This window comes from Paenibacillus aurantiacus, assembly GCF_042431225.1.
Taxonomy (GTDB): Bacteria; Bacillota; Bacilli; order Paenibacillales; family Paenibacillaceae; genus Paenibacillus_Z; species Paenibacillus_Z aurantiacus.
The window spans coordinates 193,983-215,050 of record NZ_JBHMDO010000008.1 but is presented as its reverse complement, the minus strand read 5'-3'; the positions used below and the strand labels follow the sequence as shown (position 1 = coordinate 215,050).

General features: G+C 58.2%; 13 protein-coding genes. All 13 read right to left on the bottom strand.

What is annotated here, in order from left to right:
* Position 1 precedes the first annotated feature (1 nt).
* A complete protein-coding gene (locus tag ACFFSY_RS04190) occupies positions 2-991 on the bottom strand; it encodes an ABC transporter ATP-binding protein (protein ID WP_377490334.1) in 990 nt (329 codons plus the stop codon).
* The gene (locus tag ACFFSY_RS04185; protein ID WP_377490331.1) at positions 988-1,920 is read right to left on the bottom strand and encodes an ABC transporter permease; all 933 of its coding nucleotides are present in this window, start codon (positions 1,918-1,920) and stop codon (positions 988-990) included. The genes ACFFSY_RS04190 and ACFFSY_RS04185 overlap by 4 nt, the downstream gene beginning before the upstream one ends.
* Positions 1,917-2,888: an ABC transporter permease gene (locus ACFFSY_RS04180; RefSeq protein WP_377490329.1), complete on the bottom strand. Its 972-nt coding sequence runs from the start codon at positions 2,886-2,888 to the stop codon at positions 1,917-1,919. The genes ACFFSY_RS04185 and ACFFSY_RS04180 overlap by 4 nt, the downstream gene beginning before the upstream one ends.
* Positions 2,889-2,976: 88 nt before the next feature.
* Entirely contained in the window at positions 2,977-4,734 is a 1,758-nt protein-coding gene (locus ACFFSY_RS04175) for a peptide-binding protein (protein WP_377490326.1), read from the bottom strand.
* 592 nt (positions 4,735-5,326) lie between these two features.
* Positions 5,327-10,738, bottom strand: a complete 5,412-nt coding sequence (locus tag ACFFSY_RS04170) for a diguanylate cyclase (RefSeq protein ID WP_377490323.1) — start codon at positions 10,736-10,738, stop codon at positions 5,327-5,329.
* Between the two features lie 319 nt (positions 10,739-11,057).
* Complete coding sequence (locus ACFFSY_RS04165) at positions 11,058-11,276, bottom strand: cold-shock protein (protein ID WP_377490319.1); 219 nt, start codon at positions 11,274-11,276, stop codon at positions 11,058-11,060.
* Positions 11,277-11,410: 134 nt separating this feature from the next.
* Positions 11,411-11,614, bottom strand: a complete 204-nt coding sequence (locus ACFFSY_RS04160; RefSeq protein WP_377490316.1) for a cold-shock protein — start codon at positions 11,612-11,614, stop codon at positions 11,411-11,413.
* A 238-nt stretch (positions 11,615-11,852) separates the two neighbouring features.
* Positions 11,853-12,860 (bottom strand): HD-GYP domain-containing protein, encoded by a 1,008-nt coding sequence (locus ACFFSY_RS04155; protein WP_377490313.1) that lies wholly within the window; start codon positions 12,858-12,860, stop codon positions 11,853-11,855.
* 168 nt (positions 12,861-13,028) lie between these two features.
* Positions 13,029-14,075 (bottom strand): protein-glutamate methylesterase/protein-glutamine glutaminase, encoded by a 1,047-nt coding sequence (locus ACFFSY_RS04150; protein ID WP_377490310.1) that lies wholly within the window; start codon positions 14,073-14,075, stop codon positions 13,029-13,031.
* On the bottom strand, positions 14,072-14,899 hold the full coding sequence (locus tag ACFFSY_RS04145) for a CheR family methyltransferase (RefSeq protein ID WP_377490307.1): 828 nt from the start codon (positions 14,897-14,899) through the stop codon (positions 14,072-14,074). The genes ACFFSY_RS04150 and ACFFSY_RS04145 overlap by 4 nt, the downstream gene beginning before the upstream one ends.
* Positions 14,900-14,965: 66 nt before the next feature.
* Complete coding sequence (locus tag ACFFSY_RS04140) at positions 14,966-18,388, bottom strand: methyl-accepting chemotaxis protein (RefSeq protein WP_377490304.1); 3,423 nt, start codon at positions 18,386-18,388, stop codon at positions 14,966-14,968.
* A 106-nt stretch (positions 18,389-18,494) separates the two neighbouring features.
* Complete coding sequence (locus ACFFSY_RS04135; protein WP_377490301.1) at positions 18,495-20,576, bottom strand: chemotaxis protein CheA; 2,082 nt, start codon at positions 20,574-20,576, stop codon at positions 18,495-18,497.
* 11 nt (positions 20,577-20,587) lie between these two features.
* Entirely contained in the window at positions 20,588-21,016 is a 429-nt protein-coding gene (locus ACFFSY_RS04130) for a chemotaxis protein CheW (RefSeq protein ID WP_377490298.1), read from the bottom strand.
* Between the last annotated feature and the right edge of the window lie 52 nt (positions 21,017-21,068).

The following is a 21,068-nucleotide window of genomic DNA, read 5'->3' as shown; positions in this document are numbered from 1 at the left end:
GTCATGCCCCCTCCTTCGGAAGTTCTTCCAGCCAGCACGCCGCGCGCTGTCCGTTCTTGCCTGGAATGAGCGGCGGCTCTTCCCGGAGGCAGCGGTCCATGACGTACGGGCAGCGCGGATTGAACCGGCAGCCGGTCGGCAGATCGTTGATGCTCGGAATGCTGCCTTTGATCGTATACAGCTCGGCGCCCCGCTCGCCGTCCAATCCCGGAATGGAACGAAGCAACCCGACGGTGTACGGATGACTTGGGTTCTGGAACACTTGATCGACCGTACCTTCCTCCACGATCGCCCCCGCGTACATGACCGCGATGCGGTCCGCAATCTCCGCGGCCACGCCCATGTCGTGCGTAATGAGCAGTATCGACGTCTTCAGTTCGCGCTTCAGCTTCGCCAGCAGGTCGAGGATCTGTGCTTGTACCGTTACGTCCAGGGCGGTCGTCGGCTCGTCGGCGATAATGAGCTCCGGCTCGCAGGCGAGCGCCATCGCGATGACGACGCGCTGGCACATGCCGCCCGACATCTCGTGCGGGTATTGATGCGCGCGTATCTCCGGACTCGGAATACCGACCACTCGGAGCATATCGACGGCCTTTGCCCATGCTTCCTTCTCGCCCAGCTTCTTGTGGGTGCGTAAGCTCTCCGCGATCTGCTCCCCCACCTTGAACACCGGATTAAGCGCGGACATCGGATCCTGGAAAATCATCGCCATCTTGCTGCCGCGGATGCGCATCATATCCTGCTGCTTCTTGCCGGCCAGGTTATCGCCCTTGAACAGCACCTCGCCGCTCTCAATGAAGCCGCCCGCATAATCGATCAGCCGCATGATCGCCAGCGACGTGACGCTCTTCCCGCTGCCGGATTCTCCGACGATGCAGAGCGTCTGCCCCTGCGCAATCGACAACGATACGCGGTCGGTTGCCTTGACGAACCCGTTCTCGGTCTCAAAGCCGGCCGTCAGGTTGCGTACTTCGAGTAAGTTTTGCGTCATTTGCCGAGCCTCCTCCGGGGTTTGACGGTTTTCTTGCGCGGATCCAGCGCATCCCGCAAGCCGTCGCCGATAAAGTTGACCGATAGGACGACGATGAGGATGCAGAGACCCGGATAAACGGCCAACAGCGGATCGACCAACATAAATTCCTTCGCGTTTGAGAGCATGACCCCCCAGCTCGTATCAGGCATCTGGACGCCGAGTCCCAAGTAGGACAAGGCCGATTCACTCAAGATCGCGCCTCCGACCATGAGCGTCGCGTTGACGATGATCGGCGCGGTCGCGTTGCGCAGCAGATGCCGGATGATGATCCCCCAGTTGGATACGCCGATTGCGCGCGCCGCTTCCACGTACTGCATCTCCCGCAGCTGCAGGAACGTGCCTCGCACGAGACGGGCAACGCCCATCCAGCCCGTAAGCGCGAGGATGAGAATCATATAGTAAAACTTCGCATTGAAGATCGCCAGCACGAGAATATTCAGAAACAGCAGCGGGATCGCGTTCATCACGTCGACGAAACGCATGAAGACGGTATCGATCCACCCGCCGAAATAACCGGATACCGCGCCGATGAACGTGCCGATGATGACCGTGCCGATCGCAACGCTGAACCCGACAAGCAGCGAGATCCGGCCGCTGTACAGCAGACGGGACAAAATATCGCGGCCGAGTTCGTCTGTCCCTAGGAGATGGCCGTCGCTGCCGGGCGGCAGATTCGGCAGCATCATGTCGATCTTGGCGGGATCGTACGGAGCCAGCAATGGCGCAGCCAAGGATACGACGATGAAGAACAACAAGATGACCAACCCCGACATCGCGAAAGGATTACGGGAGAACTTCTTCCAGCCGGTCGCCCATAACCCCGGCGGTCGCTTCGACGGCGCGGTCGGACGGCTTGCGCCCGTGAGCGGTGCAGTCGTATTGCTCATGCGCTAGCGCCTCCTTTCCGTCCCAGCTTCACCCGCGGGTCGACGACCGCGTACAGGATGTCCGCGATCAGGTTGCCGATAATGACGAACACCGCAATTATCAGCGTAATGGCCATCAGCACGGAATACTCCCGCTGCGTCGCCATCTGGATGAACAGCCTACCCATCCCCGGCCAGTTGAAGACGCTCTCGGTTAACGCCGCGCCCGCGACGAGAATCGGCAGGTCGAGTCCGAGAATCGTAATAATCGGGATAAGCGCATTGCGAAGCGCATGGCGGAATACAACTTTCCGTTCCCCGAGTCCTTTGGCCCGCGCGGTGCGGATATAATCCTGATCCAGCACCTCGAGCATGCTGGAGCGCGAATATTTGACGTATCCGGCCAGGAAGCCGAGCGTCAGCACCGTTACCGGCAGAATCAAATGCATCACCAGATCGCCAATGTCGCCTTCATTGCCCATCGTATACATGTCCGATAGCGGCAGCAGGTCCCATTTTAGCGCGAACAGCTCCTGCAAAATAATCCCGAACCAAAAGGTCGGCATCGCGAATCCGATATAGGCGATAAAAGAGGCCAGTTGATCCGACAAGCCGTACTCCCGTGTACTGTTGTAAATCCCCCATGGGACCGCAATAATGAGCGAGAGAAACCACGCCGTACCCATCAATATCATCGTATTGCCGAGCGTTGGCCACACCAGATCGCCCACCGGCAAGTTATTCTTGAACGTATAGCCGAAATCGCCCTGCGCCAAATCGCCGAGCCAGCGGAAATATTGCACCGGCAGCGGGTCGTTGAGCCCCAGATTCTCGGCCTGCTGCTCCGCCACTTCCGGCGACAAATTCGGATTGAGGTAAATTTGCTTCGGCCCGCCGGGCGCCGCATGGATGAGGATGAACGTCACTACCGTAATGAGCAGCAGGACGAGGACCGACTGGAGCGTACGGCGAATCAGATACTCGGTCATTTGCTTTCCCCCTTGTCAAATACAAAGGGGAAGGGCCTACTGGACCTTCCCCCTTGGTCAAATCATCTGGATGAAGATATGAAGTTCATTATTCGGCGATCCACCACTTATTGATGTGGAAGAAGTAGCCGTACGCCAGCGTGGATTCCGGTTTGTCCTCTTCCGCGTATTTGATCGTTTTGGATAGCGCCTCCGGCAGACCGTACTGGTACAGGAACACGTAAGGCAGATCGGTCGAAATCTCTTTGCCGGCCTCCGCGTAAATTTTCTTCCGCTCTTCTTGGTCGGCCGTCGAGTAGCCTTTCACCCACAGCTCGTCGAGCTTCTCGTTCTTATACCAGCCAACATTCTGGCCAGTCGGCGGATTGTACTTGGAGGAGAAGATGCTTTCGTTGCCGTTCGGATCCGGGTTGTTCAGCGACCAGGACAGCAGAATCGCTTCGAATTTGCCCGGCGTGACATTCTGGTCGATCCAAGCGGCGAAGTCGATGCCCTTCGGTTTCACTTCGATGCCGACGTCCTTCAGGTTCTGCTGGATAACGGCCGCGACTTGCTCGCGACGGCTGTTGCCCGCGTTGTACTGCAGTTCGAAGGAGAAACGTTGACCGTCTTTCTCGAGGATATTGTCTTTGCCCGGTACCCATCCGTCTTCGGCCAAGAGCGCTTTCGCCTTCTCCACGTCATACGGATACGCCGTCGCGTTCTCGCCCGGATCCGCCCACGAGCCTGGCAGGAACGGCGCGTTCAGCGGAGTGCCCGTGCCCTTCAGGATGTTGTCGACCATGCCTTGGCGGTTCAGCGCCGTTGCGATCGCCTGACGGGTCTTGATTCCGGCGAATGGCGATTTTTTGCTCGCGAAGTTCTCATCCTTGAAGTTGAACGCCATGTACTCGTATTGCGGGCCTGGCGCCAGAATGACGTCGATGTTGTCTTTCGCCTTGACTGTGTCGAGCATCGGCAGCGGGATCGCTTGCGTCAGGTCGACGTCGCCTTTAAGCAGCGCCTGCACTTCGGTATTTTGGTCCGCGTAAATTTTGTACGTGATCTTCTGGATGTGCGGCTTCGGTCCCCAGTAGTTCGGATCAGCTTCGAACGTCAGGTATTGACCGTTCTTCCACTCGGTCCACTTCCACGGGCCGTTCGTGACCGTCTTCGCCGGATCGGAGCCATACGCATTCTTCTCCAGCTCTTTCACCGGCACGTCTTTCAGAATGTGTGCCGGAACCAGAGCCGTGTTAAGCGAATAGAGGAACGGCGAGAATACTTGCTTCAGCTTGATGACCACCGTCTGGTCGTCCGTCTTGGTGATCGTGTCGATCTTGTCGTAGTTGCCGAATCCCGGGGATGCGGCGTCCGGATTGCGGACCGTATCGAAAGTGAAAATCACGTCATCCGCCGTAACCGGCGTGCCGTCGTTCCACTTGGCTTCCTTCTTCAGTTTGATGGTATAAGTCAGACCGTCCTCGCTCACTTGCGGAAGCTCGGCCGCGAGCGACCAAGGCTCGGCAGCGACGTTGCCCTTGCGGTCCAGGTCGTACAGATTCGCTTGAATCAGATAAGCCGCGTCGCCGGAAGCGGTGTCGGAATAGTAAATCGGATTCACCGAAACGATATCGGAGAAGGAGCTGACAACGAGCTCGCCGCCGTCTACGGGCGTGTTCGGGTCCGGTGTAGCTGGGTCTTCTGTCTTCGTTCCGTTGGCAGGAGCATTCGTCGTTGTGTTGTTCGTTTTGGCCGGTTCGTTCGTTCCGCTGTTGCTGTTATTGTTGCCGCTGCAACCAGCCAGCACCGTGCCCGCAAGCGCCAAGATCGAGAGGCAGAGCGTCAGTTTGTTCGGTTTTTTCATGAGTCCACTCCTTCTACTATTTCACTAATTTGAATAGAATGAAAACTTGGTCGATTTTTCTCCGCAACGACGGTGTTAGACGCTTACTTCATGTCTGTGTTATGTAAGTATATCTAACACTTAAAACCCCTTGCACCTCCGAGATTCATGATAATTATGAATAATACAATAAAAATTATAAATAGTAAGTGAATATTTTACAATATCCCCATTAAAAAATGTTAAATTAAAGCCGGAACGTTAATTATATTAACGTTTTAGTTGATTTATTTTTCTGTAATATCCGAACATTTCGTCTAACAGCCTGCGAAGAATTTAGCTTTTATCTAAAAATATGATTCATCTTGCTCCCTTTATGCTAGTTGTCCGGGAAAATTCCGAAACATCCAAAACGGCGCCTTGAATGCGTTTACAATATCCGCAGCAGCGGGCTTTCGGGAATTCGGACAGGTCAGCGAAGTTATTTACCCAATTGCTTCGACTGTCGAATCAGGCTCGCCCTGACATTCGCCGCCCCACCAAAAAAAGACGCCCTCCGGGAGAGCGTCTTCGTTGCCGGGCTATTGTGCACCTCGGCTGCGTTAGGTATTTGTCACGATTGACGATTGTCGTCGCCGCTAATCGCAGCCGCGAACAATTCCGCCAATTTGTGTAAATAATTATAATCATTGTAACCATATTCTTTTTTGCCGATCGGCGAGGACAGGTGGATAACCCCTATCACCCGGCTGCCCCGGATTAACGGGACGAGCATCACGGAATGCCACGCGGGTTCACCTAGTTTCAAGTCTTCCGTCTGGTCCCAATCAATCAAATAAGCGCCGGACTTGGCTTGCACGACCTGCTCCACCAGCCGGGCGTTGAAGGTCGGACGCGCTGCCCAGCCTTCCTCGTACCGCTTGCGGGCATACACGCGCCCCGCCGCCGAACTCTCCCCGAGGCTCGCCGACTCCGTCGTCAGCACGAATCCTTCCGCCGCCTCCAAAATCTCCATGACTCGTCCCAGCATCAGGTACAGCGTTTCTTCCTCGCCCCTCTTCTCGTTGAGCAGTTGAAGCAGTTCCACGAGCACCAGCACGTTGCGCTGATCCTGTACAAGACTGCCCGATACGATTCCCGCCAGTTTGTCGACCCGCTTGGCCGTCTGCCCCATCGCGGCGTCCCAAACGCTGACCCGGTTGCGCCCGGTTTCTTTGGCATGATACAGCGCTTGGTCCGCCCGTTCCTTCAGCTCCTCCCACTGCCGGCCTTGGTCGGGGCAAGCAGCTACCCCCACGCTCACCGTAAGTGAGGCCGATTGCCCGAGCAGCTTCGCTTCCTCCACGCGAACGCGAAGCCGCTCCGCCATGACCCGCGCCTGATCGGCGTCGGTGTCCGGCAGGAGGAAAATAAACTCTTCCCCGCCGTAACGGCAGCATAAGTCGCCTTCCCGCAGCCCTTCCCGGAATAACCGGCCGACCTCGCGCAATATCTCGTCCCCGCGCTTATGCCCATAGCTGTCGTTCACGCTCTTGAAGCGGTCGATATCCGAGAACATCACTGCATAGTTCCCGCTCTGCCGCAGACTCTCGGCAACAAGCTCGCCATGGATAGATTCGAAATATTTGCGGGTGAACGCCCCTGTCAGTTTGTCGACAGCCGACAAGATTTGCAGCCGGTAATTATCGATGGACAACAGTCCGGTCTGCGCCAGCCAGCCACATCGCTCCAAGGTCGTCTCGTCAAAACGATGCAGCGGCGTTCTCGCCTCCAGGTACAAATACCCAGCCGGTTCCTCCTCGCGCCCCGGGCTCCTTCGCGGTAAGGCGGAACGCTCCCCCGGCACGACGCTGCCAGCGTAGATTGGCAGGCACATGACGGCCCGGGCTCCGGGTGGAAGCCGCACGTCCGCGCAGCCGCACGTCTCGCCGAATCGTTCAAAGACGTAGAATCCGCCTCGCCGGGATTTGGCATAGCCAAGCACGTAATCCTGGACGCCCGGCTCCGGCGGCAAGCCGATGACCCGATTGCGCAGCCCCTCCTCGCTTGGCAGCACGAAGCAGAATCGGTCCGCCTGCGTCAGCTTGGCGGCCGTCTCGGCAAGAAGCAGCAAATTCCGCTCGCACTGGTCCGTCTGCCCGGCAAGGGCGGCGCCGATCGACGATGCGTCCCGCTCGTTCTGATGCGCGGCATCCTCTCCGGAAGCAGCCCTGGCCAAAGCCGCGAGCTTACGGAAGTAACCCTCCACGCCCCCGACATCCACTGTCCCGTCTAGCGCCGATGCGCTGCCGGAGCCCTCCGCATCCTGGGGCGCCAAATGCCGGATGCCTTCCTTCAACCGGTCGCGACCGCCGGTCTGCAGGTAGCTCTCCTTGAACGGCTCGGGCACCCGTTCCGTTAACGTATAAAGCGCGTCGAGCGCCAACACGTAACTGCCGCGCGCCTGCTCCATCTCGCCCAAGGCCGAATAAATAACGCCCAGCGCCGAGCGGGCTTTCCACACGAGATACTCCGCATACCCCGCATCGCTGCGCGCGATCGCCTCATGGAGCTTCGCGATACCGGCTCCCCCGCCTTCGCTGCAGCCCTCCAGCCATAACTGTTCAATCGCAAGCCGCTCCGAATCCGCTCTGACCGCGAGCGAAGCGCTCTCTTCGATCAATGACCGCGCTTCCGCAGCCGCCCCCTCGAGCAAAAGCAGGTCCGCGCACTCATGCAGCAGGTAGCGGAAGGTGCGAATATGCTTCGTCCCGCGCAGCTCCGCAAGCACCCGCTGCAGCTCTACGCGGTCCACACGCCTCCCGAGCTGGCAAGATGCCAGCAGACGCGTGCCTTTGCAATGAGCGCGCTCCGCGTCGTGGTAGTCATCGCTAAGCCGGATGCCTTCTTCCGCATGCCAGAGCGCCTTCTCGAATATGCCCATGCGGTAATAGAAGAAGGCCGCACGCTCGTGATACTCCGGCATGACCCAGTAGGAATCGGGGCCTTGCTCCTTCAACAGTTCCTCCGCTTGCAGCAAATACTTGTACGCCTTCTGATAATCGCTCGTCTGCGTATACAGATGAATCCCGCTGATCGCCAAGCCCAAAATCCGCAGCGTGAAATCGTACTCGATCGCCAGCGTCTCCGCACGCTTGAAATAATCGAGCGCCTCCGCGTATTCGTCGACTGTCACGCTGATCTCCAGCAAGTTGCAATAGTGGGTAACCGCATGCGGAGAGCCCGACTTCAGCGCCGCCCACAACGCCTGTTCGAAGTAGTCGCGCCCCGCCTCCAGGTTATCGTAATGCAGCACCTGAATGACGCCCAGACTTGTCAGCGTATTCGAGACGTCTTCCATCCGTCCGGCCTTCCGGCTTAGCTCCATGCTGGTCCGAAACGCGTCTTCGGCTTCCAAATGTTTGGCCATGGTGAGCGAATAAATACCCTTCGCCTTGTACAGCTTGGCCATCTGATCCGGATAGCTCGCCTCGTCCTCCGGGGTAAGGAGCTGCTCCGCGCGGGCCAGCTTGTCGCCGTACTGCGCGTAATCCGCGATCCGGCTGAACGAAGCGGTCGCCTCGAGCAGTCCTTTCTTATAGCCCGTCGCCAGCGATAGCTCCATGGCGCTGTTCAGCAGCTCCTCTGCTTGCTGACGCTCGTTCTTGCGGATGTGCAGCTCCGCGAGCTGGCACTTGATGTCGATCTCTAATTCACGGTCGGCTAGGTCCGCCGCCTGCAGCAGCGCGGCCTCGAACACCTCCAGCGCTTGATCGTGATTGCCTTGGCCCAAATAAACTTCGCCCGTGAGCACTTGCACGCGAAGCCGTTCCCGGCGGTCGCCCAATTCTCCCGTCAGCCATAGCGCCGTCCGCAAATATTGCAGCGCCTGATCCCGCATAGAGAAATTCATAAAGTGATGAACCGCCTTGAAGATCAGCGCCAGCGCCGATGCATGTTCCCCAAGCTGAAGCAGATGATGAATGCGTTCCAGGCGAATCGGATTACTGCCCCCGTAACATTCGCGTCCCAGCTCGTCCGCCAGACGGCGATGCCATTCTGCGCGCCGCTGCACGCTGATCCGGTTATAGATCGCGCTCTTGACGATATTGGACTGGAATCCGCAGCTGCCGCGCCCCACATCGCCGTCTTGCGCGTCCAGCAGCTGCTGGGCTACGAGCTCCTCCAGCACGCCGGCGGCACCTGCTCGCGTCGTCACCTGCTCGATTACCGCGAGCGGCAGATCGCTCTGACAGACCGACATCAGTTCGAGCATCTTGTACGCAGATTCGCTGAGCGAATCCAGCTGCTTCGCGATCGCATCCTCAATGCTAGCCGGAAGCGGGAGCACGCCGTAATCGCCGCGCGCGTCGAACTCGGTCGACCATTTGCCCCGCTCATTGACGTAAAGCTTCTTCTCCGTATGGAGCGCAAGCAATATATGCGTGATAAACCCCGGGTTGCCCTGACTCTCTTCATGGATGCGTCTGGAGAACTGGGGCGGCACCCGGTTCATCCCAAGCAGCGACTTCACCATCTGACCGGTCTGCTCTTCCGTGAAACGTCCAATCGGGAAAGCCTCGGCCCAACCCGAAGCCTGCCAGCGCTTGAGGAAGGGCTTGGCTGCCTCCCCCGCCTCCTGTTCGTTGTAGGCCAGCACGAGGCACAGCGGCAAATCCGTCATTTCTCTGAACAAGTAGTCCAGCCACCCCAGCGTGCCAACGTCCAAGCGATGCGCGTCGTCGACGAGGAAGCACGCCGGCTTGCCGCCAAGCACGTCCCGGACGAATTGGGCCAGCCGAATGCTAAGCCGCAGCCGTTCCTTGTCCTCCGAGAGCGCCGCGGTCGGTTGAACGCCGTGCAGCAGCGGCTCGTCCGGCACTAGCTTGACGAGTTCCGGCCCGTATTGCTCCAGCAATCCGGCGGAGGCTCGGGCAATAAGCTTCTTGATGATCGGCACGATCGACGAGAAGGGGGCCGCGCCTTGAAGCGCAGGCTTCCCCGCGTAAACGCCGATTCGCCGGAAGACCGCCCGAACTGCCAGCTCTTCGAGCAACCGGCTCTTGCCAATTCCCGCTTCACCGGTCACAAGCGCGATCCGCTTCATCGATTCTACGCGCCAAGCGCGATCGAATTGACGGAACAGCCGCTGCTCCGTCTCGGTCCGCCCGATAATCGGAAAGTCCGCCACCATCCGCTCGGTAAATTCCGTTCTTACCAGCGGATAGGCCGTGCCCATAACCGCGTTCACGGCTTGGACAACTTCATAGAGGTGCTCATAGCGCTCGCCTGGGTCTTCCTGCGTCAGCTTCTCTACGATGCGCAGCAAGCCGCTCAGCTGCCGTTCCTCATCGGAGGCGCCTTCGGCGCAGACGCGCTGCGCCCTCTCGAGCGGCCGCCCGATCTTCGCCCCTTCTTCCTCGCCTCCGAGCATCTTGAAGAGCAGCACCCCGAGCGCGAATTGGTCGCTCCGGGCGGTCTCCTCCCGATTCGCGTACCACTCCGGCGACTTATACGGCGTGCCGATTCCCCATTTCGGATGCAGCAGGCGCTCATGCGCGGGCGAAATCACGAGACGGCGGAATTTGATGCCAGCTTCCGGTCCGTCTCCCTGCACGAGAATATGCTCGCCGTTCACGTGCCGATGAACCAAGCCGCGGTCATGCAAATACGTTACGGCGTGACACGCCTGGACGAACCAATCGACGCACAAGCTCCGCTCGCATTGCCTCGCGGCTTCCAGCAGCGTAACTCCGCTTACGTATTCGTAGGCGCAGTACAGCGCCGGCTCCGCCAGCTCGCCGTCCACCGTCTCCACGAGCCCGAATGCATACACCTCCGGAATCGCGGGATACGCCAGCGAGCGAAGCGTCACCATCTCCTCGTATAACGACTCGCCCGTCTCTTCTGCAGATCCGGACTGCGGCATGTAGCGCAAATAAACCATGTTCCCGCCATGCTGCAAATCTCGCGCGGTAAACAGGTTTCCGGATGGATCCCCTTGAACGGGCTGGATAATCTCGTATTGATTATTGATGCGATGCATCCGGAATCACCTCGCTTATCGTGCTGGTCATGGCTCTCGTCGCCATGAAAAAAACGCCCCGCACGGAAAGCGCGGCTGCGGAAAGTTTCAAAGTAAGCTGCTTCCATTATACCACTTCAACGCGCGGGACGAAAAATGAAGCTAAAGCTAAAGCGTTTCGTCAGAAACGCACATCGGAAGCAGCGGCTGTTTCGTCGGAAACGCACATCGGGAAGCATAACATCCGAATAAAAAAAGAGCTCAACCATTTATTCGCCCAGGTTGAGCCCCCACTTGGAAGCGTTAATTCTATTATGTACATGCCGCTTAGGGGGTAGTCCTAAATCGTGGTCGATTTCTTCCCGGGGCTCGTGTTGACTAGAACCGGAAGACTTTTGACGGCACTAATCATCGCCGACTGGCACTGCGGGCAGCATGGCTGTTCCGCGAACGCGAAGTCGTCCCGCATCCAGCCGTTGCAATCGTCATTCGAACACGTCCACACCGCTGTATCCTGCATCGGCACTTCTTCAACAGGTCTTTTCCGTGAATAATACATCGTCGAACCCCTCCTTGGACAAATCTGGGCAAGGCAAAACGCTGGCTATTCCTCTCCAAACAGGTGAAAAAGAAACTGCCCTCAACTGATGTTAAGGGCAGTTTTCGGTTGTTGTAGTTGCAAGAATTGGATTCTTACAGTTTTACAACGTTCTCAGCTTGTGGACCACGGTTGCCTTGTACTACGTTGAACTCAACGCGTTGGCCTTCGTCGAGAGTTTTGAAGCCTTCGCCTTGGATCGCGCTGAAGTGAACGAATACATCGTTGCCGCCTTCAACTTCGATGAAGCCGAAACCTTTCTCTGCATTAAACCATTTTACTGTACCTTGTTGGGACATTGTTCATTACCTCCGCTTGTTAAATGTATACATGACCTTCTATTTTTTGGAGAAAAATAAAATTCACATATTGGACAAGGTTATTATGTGACACAAAATAATAACCCTCTACAATATGTGAATCAGGTCAAAATTTCGATTACGTTTATCGTAGCACATCCATAGTCATTTAGCAATTCTTTTGACCTTGCGGGCCAGAAGAATTTCGCTTGCCGACTTGTGTCCGGAGGTGCCGCGATCATACCCATTCCCTGATCGTTAATTCTCGTTCCCGGCTGAGATCGATGATCTCGCCTTGCCGGTCCACGAGAGGTTTTAAAGGAGCGCTTGAACTGACATAAATAATTTTACCCGGAACGCCATCATTTAATACAACCGATTTTCCGATATGCAATTCCATGATTTGTTTAATGAACACGTGGAGGATATGGGCATGAAATGCCCCCAGCTTGCCATCCCACATCAGCGACAGCACGTCGTAGAATGGCATCGCGCTTTTGTACACCCGGTTGGACGTCATCGCGTGGAACACATCGGCAACCGCGACGATTTTGCTAAAAAAATGAATGTGCCCCGCGTGCAGACCCTTCGGGTACCCGGTACCGTCTTCCCGCTCGTGGTGCTGCAGCGCCACCAGCGCGGTCCGCTCGTCCAAGCCGCTGGCGAGCAGCAGCTCGTAGCCTTGGTCGGCATGTCGCTTCATAAGATCGAATTCCGCCTCCGTCAGTCGCCCCGGCTTGAGCAGCAGCTCGCTTGGGATTTCGGACTTGCCGATATCGTGCACGCTCGCCGCCATCGCAAGCCGTATCAACTCCTGCCCCCGGATGCCCAGCCACTTGCCGATAATAGAAGATATGACGCCTACGGCGAAAGTATGCTTGTATGTGTACTCATCCTTATCTTGAAGCAGCTGGAGCAGGTCGATCAACCGACCATGGCGGGAAGCCATGTCGAGTACCTTTGGCAAAATCCGTTCGTTCACATAGTCGACGGGCAGCTTGCGTCCGGCGGTGACCGATTGAAACACGTGGCGAATGTCAGAGACGGCTTCCATAATGGAAGCCTCCTCTTCGATGAAGAAGGCCGTGACATCCTTACTGCTTAAGACGATCTTGTTCGACTCCAGTAAGCGGAGATGCCCTCGTTCCAGCTGCGTACCCGCGGAGAGAAGAGGTGTTCCGGTCGCCGCGAACACGTCTACGCGCAGACGACGGCCAATGAAACGGTCTAAATTCGAGTCGTCCATGTCGCAGTTCCCCCCTCTCTTCGCAATAATACTGGTCACAGCTTGCTGCGTGCGCGTCTTCCTTCACCAACCACATCATAGCCTGCCCCGGTTAGAATGTTGCTAAGCGTCAGTCTCATAAAAGCGGCGGCGATTACGATTCGATAGGCCATGCGGGCGCTCTCTCCATCAGACATAAGTCCGAATCAAATTATACATGTCGCCAAGCGGCGTCTGATGGTCCGCAAGCCCTGCCTCCCACACGACCTTAGGCATCCCATAAACGATGCAGGACGACTCCGATTCCACAACCACGTGCCCTTTATGCGCCTTCACAAGCCCTGCTCCTTCCAATCCGTCATTGCCCATGCCAGTCAAGATCGCGGTCAACATGCGTTCTCCGAAGATCGGGGCGGCGGCTGATAAGGTCACGTCCACGGATGGCTTATAAAGCCTATCGCTCTCCGCCTCCAGCCGCACGATATACCTCCCGCCCGGTTTCTTCACGATTAGCGTCTGAAAACCCGCCGGCGCAACGAGAATGCGCCCGGCCCGAATCTCATCGCCATCCGCCGCCTCGCACACCTCCAACGGGCACAGCGTGTTAAAACGGTCGGCAAGCGGCTTCGTAAACCCGGGCGGCATATGCTGCACGACTATGATCGCTGCCGGAAAGTCGATCGGAAACCGGGGCAAAATCGCCTGCAGCGCGGACGGTCCTCCCGTTGAAGTACCGATGACGACGAGTTCGATATCCGCCGTCTTCGCCCGAGCCGCCCGGGAACGATCCACGATGGCGACCGGCGCGCTTACAGCCAAGGATTCATCCGGCAGCTTTGCCGTCGCCGCTTCCTTCACCCGCGCCAGAAAGTCGCGAATCAATTCCGGGGACGGCGGATCCTGAAGCAGGTCCGCCTTCAGAAAGAAGTCGACTGCCCCGAGTTCAAGCGCCTTCAAGGAAGCAACCGTCCCGCTTCCGGTCTGGGTGGAGAGCATGACCACCGGGCAAGGCGACGCCTTCATGATCTGGCTAAGCGCGGCTATGCCGTCCATTTCGGGCATTTCGATGTCCATCGTGATGACGTCCGGCTTGAGCCGAACCGCCTTCTCGACGGCTTCCTCGCCGTTGCGCGCGATGCCCACCACGTAAAATCCGGGGTTCGACTCAAACAGCAGGCCGATCGCTCTTCGCATGAACGCCGAGTCGTCTACGATCAGTACTCCGGTTTGTTTCATAGGCCGCCTTTCACCTTTCGATAGTAGAATGTGCTCGGACAGCTGACGGCTTCAAAACCGATTTCGTTCCCGCCGCGCATCGTTTCCGCATGCCCCAGAAATAATAGACCGCCCTCCTGCAGCCGATTGTGGAAGCTCCACATCACCCGCTTGATGGTCGCATCGTCGAAGTAGATCAACACGTTTCTACAGAATAGGATGTCCATCGCGGGCAATTTGGCAATCGCCGTCCCATCCAGCAAGTTCAGCCTCATGAAGCGCACCCGGTCCCGAATGCGCGCGTTCATCACGAACCAGTCTCCCTCCTGGGCGAAATAGATCCGCTTCATCGCATCCGGCGTCCTCCGGAAGCAGAGCGAGTTCCTGTGATATCGGCCGTTCTCGGCGATCTGAAGCACCTTCGCGTTGATATCCGATGCGTAAACCTGAATGCGATCGAGCGGCACGCCCGCGGCATCCAACGCCATCACCAGACTGTACGGCTCCTCCCCGGTCGAACAGGCCGAGCTCCATATATTCACCATCCCTTTGCCGGCAAGTTCGGTCTTCACGAGGCGAACCATTTCGTCCAGCTGCTGCTCCTCCCGAAAAAAGTACGTTTCGTTGATCGTCACGGCGATGATCAGCTTCTCCCATTCCGCCGCGTTCTCGCTTAAATACGAACAGTAATCCAAGCAGGACATATTCAGCTCGCTCAGCCGCCCTTCGATCTTGGACCCCAGCATGCCCAGATTGTCGGTATAGTTCATGCCGCAGTGCGTGTAAATCTTCTCCGCGAGCAATTTCAGCCGCGCGTCCTGCCGTTCTACATTAATGCCAGACATCCTTATCCCCCCATCGCCAAAGACCGGCCGCATCGATGCGGCCGGATGATATTGGCATAATCGTAATTAGATGTGGTCCGCGAAGCCTTCCAGCACGGCAGCCACTTTATCGGCCATCTCGCTCGCTTCGGCCAGCTGCTGGCCGATAAGGGCGACATTCTGCGCGAGCTGCGCTGGCGCATCTTTCGCGCCGGTCAGCTTCTTGAGCTTCTGAACCGCCGTATATTGGGACTGAATCGCCGTTGACGCTTCCTTCGTCATGCCGCGGATGCCTTCGATGGCTCTTGCGACTTCGCGCCCCTGTTTCGCTTGATGGGCGGACGACTCCGTGATCTGGCGCACTTGCTCGCGCGCGTTCACGACGCCTCTCGCCACTTCTCCGACGCTTGCGGCTTGTTCCTTCACGGCAACCGTGACGGAAGCGGCCTGCTTCGTCACCTGGCTCGTCGCGCGGACGATATCCGCCCCTTGCTTCGACAGTTCGGTCGTGGCGACCGTAATCTGACGCGCCTGTTCGCGGGCATTCACGACGCCTGCCACGACTTCGCGCACGCCGCTCTCCTGCTCCTTCATCGCATTGGCGACCAGCTGCGCCTGCTTCGTGACTTCCTCCATCTGGGCGGTCATCAGCGCCCCCTGCTTGGATTGGCTAATCGTCGCGGACGTGATCTGACGCACCTGCTCGCGGGCATTCACGATGCCCTTGATGATCTCCTCGACGCCGATCGCCTGTTCTTTCGTCGCGCTGGACACCATGACCGATTGCCGCGATACATGTTCAACGGCCCGCACGATCTCCTTGCCCTGCTTCGCCTGTTCGCCCGTAGCCATGGTAATCTGGCGTACCTGCTCACGGGCGCTGCCTACGCCCTTGATGATTTCTTCCACGCCGACAGCTTGCTCGCGCACCGCCGTCGTCACCATGGCCGCTTGCTTCGTCACGTTAGCGACCGAAGCGGCGACCGTGCGCGACTGCTCGGCCTGCTCGACAGCGGCCGCCGTAATCTGGCGTACCTGCTCGCGAGCGTTCACGATGCCTTGCAGGACGGATTCCGCATTGACCGTTTGCTCTTTCATCGCTTGCGTGACCAGGCCGGACTGCTTGGCCACGTTCTCGACGGCGCGGACGATGTCCTGGCTCTGTTTCGCCTGCTCAACGGTAGCCACCGTTACTTGGCGCACCTGCTCACGGGCATTGGAGATACCTTTGATAATCTCCTGTACGCCGATCGTTTGCTCCTTCATCGCCTGAGTCACCATCTCGGCCTGCTTCGTTACACTGCCAACCGACTTGACGATCAATTGGCTTTGCTTCGCCTGCTCGACCGTCGCGATCGTCACTTGGCGCACCTGCTCGCGGGCATTGCCGATGCCTTTGATGATCTCCTGCACGCCGATCGCCTGCTCCTTCATCGATTGGGTCACCATTTCGGATTGGCTCGTGACATCGCCCATGGCGCGCACGATCTGCTCGCTGCCCTTGGCTTGCTCCGTCGTCGCCGTCGTGATTTGGCGAATTTCCTTGGTAATGTTCTCAACGCCGACGACGATCTTGTCGATCGCCTTGCCTGTCTCTTCCGCCAGTTTGTTGCCTTGCTCGACTTTGACCGTGCCCGTCTCGATCGCTTTAATCGCATCCGTCGTCTCGCTCTGGATGCCTTTGATCAGCGTCGCGATCTCCTTGGTCGCTTTGGCGCTGCGCTCGGCCAGCTTGCGTACTTCGTCGGCGACGACTGCGAAGCCTTTGCCGTGCTCGCCAGCTCGCGCGGCTTCGATGGCGGCGTTAAGCGCCAGAAGGTTCGTCTGCTCGGCGATATCATCGATGACTTCGATTATGCTGCCGATCTCCTCCGAGCTTTTGCCGAGATTGCCCATGACGCCAGCCGCTTGACGGACCACGTCGGAAATTTCTTTCATCCCGATGATCGATTGCGTGACCGCGCGCTGGCCTTCTCTGGCATCCTGCTGCGCTTCATCGGTGAGCACGTTCACGTTCTGCGCGTTGCCGGCCACCTGCTCGATGGAAGCGGCCATCTCTTCGATCGACGCCGAGGTGTCGGCCGTGGAGCGCATCAATTGCTCGGCATTGCCCGCCACGCCTTGAACGGAACGTCCCATCTGCTCGATCGACGCCGAGATCTGCTCCACGGAACTCGCCGTGCTCTCCGCATTGCCCGCCACTTGCTGAATCGACGCCACCAGCTCCTCGAGAGAAGCAGACGATTCGCGGGCCGAATTCGTCAGACTCACGGCATTGTCGGCTACGCCTTCGACCGATTTGCCCATTTGCTCGATCGACGCGGAGATTTGCGCCACAGAACTAGCCGTGCTCTCGGCGTTACCTGCCACCTGCTGGATCGATGCGACCATCTCTTGAATCGCGTGCGACGTCTCCTCCGTCGATCCGTTCATGCTGATGGCATTCTGCGCGACACCTTTGATGGAGACCGTCAATTCCTCGACCGCGGTCGAAATCTCTTCAACCGACCCGGCCGTGCTCTTGCTATTGCCCGCCACCTGCTGAATCGACGCCGCCAATTCCTCGACAACGGCCGCCGTTTCATCCGCCGAGCCCGTCAAGCTCACCGCGTTATCCGCCACGCCGCGGATCGACTTGCCCATCTGTTCGATCGAGGCGGAGATTTGCTCCACGGAGCTGGCCGTGCTCTCGCTATTGCCCGCGACCTGCTGAATCGACGCCACAATCTCTTGGATCGCGGCCGCCGTCTCCTCGGCCGACGCCGTCAAGCTGACCGCGTTATCCGCAACCCCTTTGACCGACTTGCCCATCTCTTCGATCGAAGCGGAGATTTCTTCCACGGATGCGGACGCGCTCTCGGCGTTGCCTGCCGTCTGCTGAATGGATACTGCCGTCTCGCGAATGTTGTCCGACGTCTGCTCCGCCGCTTTGGTCAATTGAATCGCATTGTCCGCCACCCCCGCGACGGATGCGCTCATCTGCTCGATGGAAACCGAAATTTGCTCCACGGAACCGGCCGTGCTGCTGCTATTGCCCGCGACCTGCTGAATCGACGCCACCATCTCTTGGATGGCGGCTGCCGTCTCGTCCGCCGATGCGCTCAGGGCAGCCGCGTTATCCGCAACCCCTTTGACCGATTGGCTGATCTCTTCGATCGATGCCGAGATTTCCTCGACCGAACGGGACGTGCTCGCGCTGTTGCCCGCGACTTGCTCGATGGAACCGACCATCTCCGCCAGCGCGTCGGACGTCTCATCCGTCGAGCCCCCAAGCGAGCGGACGCTTGCTTGCAGTCCCTCGTATGAATTCGACAGTTCTTCGACATGCTCGGCCGTGTTCTCGAGCGATACCGACTGTTGACGCAGGCTCTCGTTCATGGCCGCGCGCTGGTTCAGCACTTCTCTGAGCTTCGCTCCGACAGCTTTCGCTTGTCCGGAAGCCAACGTCAATTTGCGGAATGTACCGGAATCCTTCATGAAACGCATGCCCATTGATTCTTTGAAACTCATTTCAGTTCCCCCCATGATGTCGTCAATAAAGTATGTTGCAAGCCTAGACAGCTTGAATGAATGCATGAAAAATCTACTTCTTCGACACGCTAGCGTTACGAGCGGATCACTCGGCGTCAGGCGCGCTCCCGATCTTCTTCGGCGTCCCGGCCAACTGGAAGATCCCGGTCACGTCCAGAATGAGCGCCACGCTCCCATCCCCAAGAATCGTCGCGCCCGAGACGCCTTCGATCTTGCCGATATAGGAACCGACCGATTTCACGACAATCTCTTGATTGCCGATCAACTCGTCGACAATAAGTCCAATTCGTTTCTCCGCCACCCCGACGACGACGACGAAGACATGGTCGCGCGTCCGTTTGCGGCGAGGCAGGTTAAAGTGGTCGTGCAGCCACAGGAGCGGGATAACGCGTTCGCGGTTCTTCACCACGGGCTGTCCTTTCAGCGTATAGATGTCGCGCGTCGAATACCGGACGATCTCCACGACGCTGCCCATCGGCAGCGCGAACGTGGACGGGCCCAGATTGACGAGCAGTCCCCGCAGAATCGCAAGCGTGAGCGGCAGCTTGATGATGAACGTCGTGCCTTGTCCCGGCTTCGTCTGCACATCGATCAGCCCGTTCAGCTTCTCGATATGGTTGCGGACGATATCCATGCCAACCCCGCGGCCGGATACATCGCTGATCGTGCTCGCCGTCGAGAAGCCGGGCATAAAGACGAGCTCGATGCACTCCTGTTCCGTCAGCGCGTCGGCCGCCTGCTGCGTCAGCAGTCCTTTGCGTACAGCGGATTGCTTGATGCGCTCCGGGTCGATGCCCGCGCCATCGTCCTCGACGGTCAGCACCACCTGGTTTTCCTGATGCGCGGCCGTCATCCGCACCGTGCCGACGAGCGGCTTGCCGGAAGCCAGACGCGCCTCCTTGCTCTCGATGCCGTGATCGATGGCGTTGCGCAGCAGATGGATGAGCGGATCGCCGATCTCTTCGATGACCGTGCGGTCAAGCTCCGTCTCCTCGCCTTCCATAATGAGGTGAATGTCCTTGTTCAAATTCTGCGACAAGTCCCGCATCATCCGCGGGAAGCGGTTGAACAGCTGTCCGATCGGCAGCATCCGCGTCTTCATCACGCTCTCCTGCAGCTCCCCGATCACGCGGGTAAAATGGTTCGCCACCTGCTCGAGCATCTCGAGGTTCTCATCCACCGGATAACGGTCCCGCAGCAGATGGCCAAGCTGCGTAATGCGCGTCTGGTCGATGACCAGCTCGCCGACGAGGTTCATCATATTCTCGATGCGATCCACGCCGACGCGAATGGTCTGGCTGGAACGCTTCTGCTCCTGCTCCTTGACCGGCGCTGCGCCGGGCGCTTGACGGACCTCCGGCGCGGCAGCCGCCACGGCGATCTGCGGCTCGGAAGACGGAGCTTCCGTCAACGCGTAACGCGCAACCGACACCTTCGATACGTCCATGATCTGCTCAATCTTGGCCTTAAGCTCCGCTTCCCCAAGGCCGGATACGACCAAGAAGCGAAGTTCCGGTACGTCCAGATCCATATGCAGCTCCGGTATTGTCGCGATCACTTGCCCGCCGCTATTAAAGCGCTCTGCGACCACGTAGTAGCGGACCAGCCGCATTTCGCACGTGTCGGCAAGTTTAACCAGGCATTCGTAAGCCTGCATCCCTTCCCGTTCGGCCTGCTTGATCGCCGCGGCGTCTTGTTCGCCAACCTCGAAAGGAGCCTGTCCGCCGCCTTCGCCTTGATGACCCGGTTCGCCGCTGCCCGCAGCAGACCCGCCCGCTCCCGCTTCGCCGGAGCCGATCGCCCGCAGCCGCTCGACGATCCTGTCGGTCGGCGTTTGCGCCTCGCGTTCCGCCTCGATATCGTCGCGAAGCGCGTTCAGCGCGTCCAGACAAGCGAAGAGCACGTTCACGAGCTCGGTCGACACGCGCAGACGGCCTTGGCGAATGCCATCTAGCACGTTCTCCATCTCGTGCGTTAATGTCTTCATCTCGTCGAAGCCCATCGCGGCCGACGAGCCCTTGAGCGTGTGCGCCACGCGGAAGATGCGCTTGATACTTGTCTCGCTATCGCCGCTCTGCTCGAGGGCCAAAATTTCGATCTCCAGTTTCTGCAGTTCCTCGTTCGCTTCGCAGAGGAACGCCTCCATCATTTCTTTGCGGTCAAACAATCGCTCACCCCCTAGCCGGCCAACACGTGTTCAATATTAAGCACGCACGTGATTTCCTCGCCTAATATGCCTATCCCCTGAAAAAAGGTTCGATCCACCGACGAGGCCGTGTCCGAAGGCGGATGAATCTCATGAAAGACCGTCACCTGCTCCACGGCGTCGACGACGATCCCGACCAATTCCTCCTCGAACTTCGCCACCACGATCCGCATATGCTTGCTCTTGGCCGCCGGTTCCATCCCGAATCTTCTGCGAAGGCTGATGACCGGCAAAATTTTGCCGCGCAGGTTGGTGACGCCTTCGAGGAACGATTGGCTCTTCGGAACCGCCGTAATCTCCTGCATCTTGATGATTTCGTAAATTTCGGATATATGAATGGCGTAGCGCTCGCTGCCGAGCACGATCACCACGAATTGCTGCTCTTCCACTGCCGTCTCCACGGCTCCCCCTCCTTGCCTCGTATCGCTTACCTGTCCTCTACTATACCGGGCT

Coding starts and splice junctions, on each gene's coding strand:
- ACFFSY_RS04190 (WP_377490334.1), bottom strand. CDS start 991: ATGACGCAAAACTTACTCGAAGTACGCAACCTGACGGCCGGCTTTGAG.
- ACFFSY_RS04185 (WP_377490331.1), bottom strand. CDS start 1,920: ATGAGCAATACGACTGCACCGCTCACGGGCGCAAGCCGTCCGACCGCG.
- ACFFSY_RS04180 (WP_377490329.1), bottom strand. CDS start 2,888: ATGACCGAGTATCTGATTCGCCGTACGCTCCAGTCGGTCCTCGTCCTG.
- ACFFSY_RS04175 (WP_377490326.1), bottom strand. CDS start 4,734: ATGAAAAAACCGAACAAACTGACGCTCTGCCTCTCGATCTTGGCGCTT.
- ACFFSY_RS04170 (WP_377490323.1), bottom strand. CDS start 10,738: ATGCATCGCATCAATAATCAATACGAGATTATCCAGCCCGTTCAAGGG.
- ACFFSY_RS04165 (WP_377490319.1), bottom strand. CDS start 11,276: ATGTATTATTCACGGAAAAGACCTGTTGAAGAAGTGCCGATGCAGGAT.
- ACFFSY_RS04160 (WP_377490316.1), bottom strand. CDS start 11,614: ATGTCCCAACAAGGTACAGTAAAATGGTTTAATGCAGAGAAAGGTTTC.
- ACFFSY_RS04155 (WP_377490313.1), bottom strand. CDS start 12,860: ATGGACGACTCGAATTTAGACCGTTTCATTGGCCGTCGTCTGCGCGTA.
- ACFFSY_RS04150 (WP_377490310.1), bottom strand. CDS start 14,075: ATGAAACAAACCGGAGTACTGATCGTAGACGACTCGGCGTTCATGCGA.
- ACFFSY_RS04145 (WP_377490307.1), bottom strand. CDS start 14,899: ATGTCTGGCATTAATGTAGAACGGCAGGACGCGCGGCTGAAATTGCTC.
- ACFFSY_RS04140 (WP_377490304.1), bottom strand. CDS start 18,388: ATGAGTTTCAAAGAATCAATGGGCATGCGTTTCATGAAGGATTCCGGT.